Annotated in this window: 4 protein-coding genes; all 4 read left to right on the forward strand. The window is 28.5% G+C overall.

What is annotated here, in order from left to right:
• Positions 1-331: 331 nt before the first annotated feature.
• The 4 genes from RLT85_RS14955 to RLT85_RS14970 all read left to right on the forward strand — a co-directional run bounded on the left by RLT85_RS14955 (position 332) and on the right by RLT85_RS14970 (position 3,811).
• Positions 332-1,117, forward strand: coding sequence for a hypothetical protein (locus RLT85_RS14955; protein WP_311402848.1), 786 nt, complete (start codon positions 332-334; stop codon positions 1,115-1,117).
• A 170-nt stretch (positions 1,118-1,287) separates the two neighbouring features.
• Entirely contained in the window at positions 1,288-2,133 is an 846-nt protein-coding gene (locus RLT85_RS14960; RefSeq protein WP_311402849.1) for a phospholipase D family protein, read from the forward strand.
• A gap of 341 nt (positions 2,134-2,474) precedes the next feature.
• Positions 2,475-2,891 (forward strand): hypothetical protein, encoded by a 417-nt coding sequence (locus tag RLT85_RS14965; RefSeq protein ID WP_311402850.1) that lies wholly within the window; start codon positions 2,475-2,477, stop codon positions 2,889-2,891.
• A gap of 311 nt (positions 2,892-3,202) precedes the next feature.
• Positions 3,203-3,811, forward strand: a complete 609-nt coding sequence (locus tag RLT85_RS14970) for a DUF7010 family protein (protein WP_311402851.1) — start codon at positions 3,203-3,205, stop codon at positions 3,809-3,811.
• Positions 3,812-3,844: the final 33 nt, after the last annotated feature.

Below are 3,844 nucleotides of genomic sequence, written 5' to 3' on the forward strand. Positions count from 1 at the left end.
CGCTTTGGAGTATCTGATATGCAAATTCATAGAATAAAAACTGGAGAAAACTGGAGTTCAGTAACCGAATAAAAAAATCGGAATAACAAATATTGCGGAACTAACTTTTGAGAAATCTAACGAAAAAACAATTGAGGAAAAATTGAAAAAATTAATAATCTGAATAAAAAAACGTTGGGTAACACCGTGTATAATTAATGGCTGGTTCTCGCCTACTTACGAAAATCCTCGCGGATTTTCTATTCGGTTTTTATTTACTAAATTAGGTGCTTAAACACGCCACTAATCATACACAAAACCGTTGGGCACAATTAAAGAAAAACTATGAAATATGATAAAAGATTTTTTAATTTCATTTCGTGATAACTTCAAGGAGAAAACGAGAAATCCATTTTTAGGAACTTATTTAATAGTTTGGATAATTAGAAATTGGGAACTTATATACACCATTTTTAATTTTGATAAAAATTATCAATTAAAAGACAAAGTTGACTTTATTAAAACATATTATTCCGAACAAAGTTTTATTGGAAATTTATTAACTACAGCTTTATGGGCTTTTGGTCTTTTAATTTTGACTTATTTATTACTCGCAATTTCACGATTGATTACTAATTTTTCAGAAAAACAAATTACACCTTGGATATATAAAATAACGGATAGTAAATCAATAGTTCTGAAAGAAACGTTTGAAAACTTGAGAATTGAAAATACTCGAATTGAGACAAAATTAGAAATTGAAAGAGAAAACAAGAAAAGATTACTATTGGAAATATCTGAACTTGAAAATACAATTGATAAGATAAATTCAAACAATAATGAAGAAGGTAACCATAATGAAGAAACTAAAAAAAATATAAGTTTAGATAACGAAGTAGATGTTCTATTTAATAAAATTAAAAAGAAAAACCTAATAGATGAATTTATAGAATTAGTAGAAAGCATAGGAAAAGAAGAACAAGGCTGGATAAAAACTGAAGATTTGACAGACTCATTTGGATACTTTGTGAAATTAGGATTATTGGCTTCAGGAAAAGATAATGTCAATTATTTGGAATTAGCATTAACAAATGTTGGAGAAAAAGTTTTACGAAGGTCGAGATTAGAAATAGAATAATAACTGTGCCCAACACCGTATATAATTTATTGCTAGTTCTAGCCTACTTACGAAAATCCTCGCGGATTTTCTATTCGGTTTTTATTTGCTAAATTACGTGCTAAACCACGCAACAAACCATATACAAACACGTTGGCAACAAGCTAAAAAAAAAACTATATACTTAAAAAATGACCAAATTTTTAAAAGGAAATGATTTAAACGCAGAACTCGAAAAGATATTTGAGAGTGCAGAATACAGTATTATTTTGATTTCCCCTTATATAAAACTTCACGATAGATATAAAGCTTCACTTCTTACTAAACTTGAAAATCATAACATAGAAATTACAGTTTTGTTTGGTAAAAATGAAGATGATATGTCCAAAAGTATGAAACAGGAGGATTTTGATTTCTTTAAACAATTTCCCAATATTGAGATTTTATACGAAAAAAGACTTCACGCCAAATATTATGCAAGCGAATCTAAGGCAATTTTAACTTCTATGAATCTTTATGGTTTTTCTCAAAACAATAATATAGAAGCTGGAGTTTTAATGGAAAAAAAATTTAATAGAAATAATAATTTAGATGATAATTCTTGGGAGTATTTTGCTACAGTTTTACAGCAAGCTGAACTACTTTTTGAGAAACGACCTGTTTATGAAAAAAAGAATATTTTAAGTTCTAAAAAATACATTAAATCAGAAGTAGAAATCGATAAACTTTCTGATTTTTTTAATAATAAAAGTTATAATAAAGTTTTCAAAAAAAATACTAGAAAAAAAGAAAATGAACAAAGCAACAACACTAAAAACGAAATTGGATATTGTATTAGGACAGGAAAAGAAATAGCTTTCAATGTCGAAAAACCAATGCAATACGAAGCTTTTAAAATGTGGAATAAATATAAAAACTCTGATTTTCCTGAGAAATATTGCCATTTTTCAGGAGAGTTATCTAATGGAAAAACAAGTGTAAATAAACCTATATTAAATAAAAACTGGAAAAAAGCAAAAGAGAAATTCGATATATAAAAAAAGCCAGTTGCCAACAACGTATATAGCTTATAGCTAGTTAATTGCTTAAACGAAGTTAAGGCATATTTGGAAAGTCGCCAAATTTTTAAATTTGACGTTTTCCAATAAAAAAATAAATAGTAAAATTTAAAAATCTGGCTTGTGCTCAATCCGGAACTAATCGCTAATTTGCACGCTACGAGCCATATACAATACCGTTACCTGCAAGCTAAAAAAAAAACTATCAGTCGAAAATGAAAAATAAGATAATAATTCTGACTTTAACGCTTTTGACTCTTTTCTTCGCGAATTGCAAATCGGTAAGGTCTTTACAAAAGGAAAAGGAAAAATATAATATAATGCACGAATCAGAAGGAGATATAAATCTCGATGGAATTTCTGATTTAGGAATCGTTTCCTCTAAAAATGGTAGTAAAAATGGACAAATAATTGTCTTTATAACTAACTCAAAAGGAAATGTATCCAAAAAATTTGTGAACGATAATCTTACGGAAACTTATATAGAAATGTACGATCAATTCCCCGAAATAAAAATAGAAAATGGTGAATTGACAATTTCCTATTATGGAGGAATGTGCCATCGAGAAAGTCGAATTATTATATTTAAATTTGATAAAAAGCTAAACGATTTGTTCTTTCAAACATTAAGTACTTTTGAACATAATGTTTGCAATGATACAGAACCAAAAGAAAACGAAATTACAAACGCAAAATTAAGAGAAATAAAGTTTACCGAATACAAAGACAAATTGTAAATAAAAAAGCCAGCAGGTAACACCGTATATAGCTCATAGCTAGATATTTGCTTAATCGAAGTTAAAACATATTTGCAAGTCCGCCAAATTTTTTAATTTGGCTTATTGAAAAGAAAAGGTAATAAGAAAATTAAAAAATTCGGCTCGTGCTTAACCGAAAAGTTATCGCTAATTTGCACGCTACGAGCCATATACAAAACCGTTGTGGTGCATTTAAGAAAAATTCGTAATAGCATTAAAATTTTGAAAAATAAAGTAATTTTAAAACTAAACTTGAGAACCATAAAAAGATAAACTTACTTAATTAACCAATGAATAATAGAACACTCGAAGAACAACGAATTGAATTTTCAAATCAAAAATTTCTCGCTACACCTTTAGCCGGACTTATAGTTTGGACAATTATCGGATTTGTTGGAATATTTTCCTCTGATTTTATAGCTGTTTGGTCAATTTTTATTGGAACAGGCAGTATTGTGTATTTAGCTATGTTCATTTCAAAATATACAGGCGAGGATTTTCTTGACAAAACAAAACCAAAAAACGAATTTGATAAGCTTTTCTTTTTTACGGTTGGACAAGCACTTTTAGCTTACTCTATTGCAATTCCTTTTTTTATTATAGACTATTCTTCACTGCCTATGACAGTCGGAATTTTAACAGGATTAATGTGGTTGCCATTTTCTTGGATAATTAATCATTGGGTTGGAATTTTCCACGCAACTTTCAGAACTACAATAATTCTTGTACTTTGGTATTTATTACCCGAATATAGATTTATTGCTATACCATTCGCAATCGTTCTGATTTACATAATGACAATCGGAATTTTGAAAAATAGGCGAAATAAAGTAGAAATTGGAAATAAAAACGCACCACAACAAAGAACTGAGGTAAAAACCAACTCTTTTCTACATTAAATTTGAGACATACATTACCTGTGTCAAAATCTT

This window comes from Mesonia ostreae (assembly GCF_031845265.1).
GTDB classification, from domain to species: domain Bacteria; phylum Bacteroidota; class Bacteroidia; order Flavobacteriales; family Flavobacteriaceae; genus Mesonia; species Mesonia ostreae.

Bases quoted from the DNA above. Each gene is read 5' to 3' on its own strand.
- RLT85_RS14955 (WP_311402848.1), top strand. From the start codon at position 332: ATGATAAAAGATTTTTTAATTTCATTTCGTGATAACTTCAAGGAGAAA.
- RLT85_RS14960 (WP_311402849.1), top strand. From the start codon at position 1,288: ATGACCAAATTTTTAAAAGGAAATGATTTAAACGCAGAACTCGAAAAG.
- RLT85_RS14965 (WP_311402850.1), top strand. From the start codon at position 2,475: ATGCACGAATCAGAAGGAGATATAAATCTCGATGGAATTTCTGATTTA.
- RLT85_RS14970 (WP_311402851.1), top strand. From the start codon at position 3,203: ATGAATAATAGAACACTCGAAGAACAACGAATTGAATTTTCAAATCAA.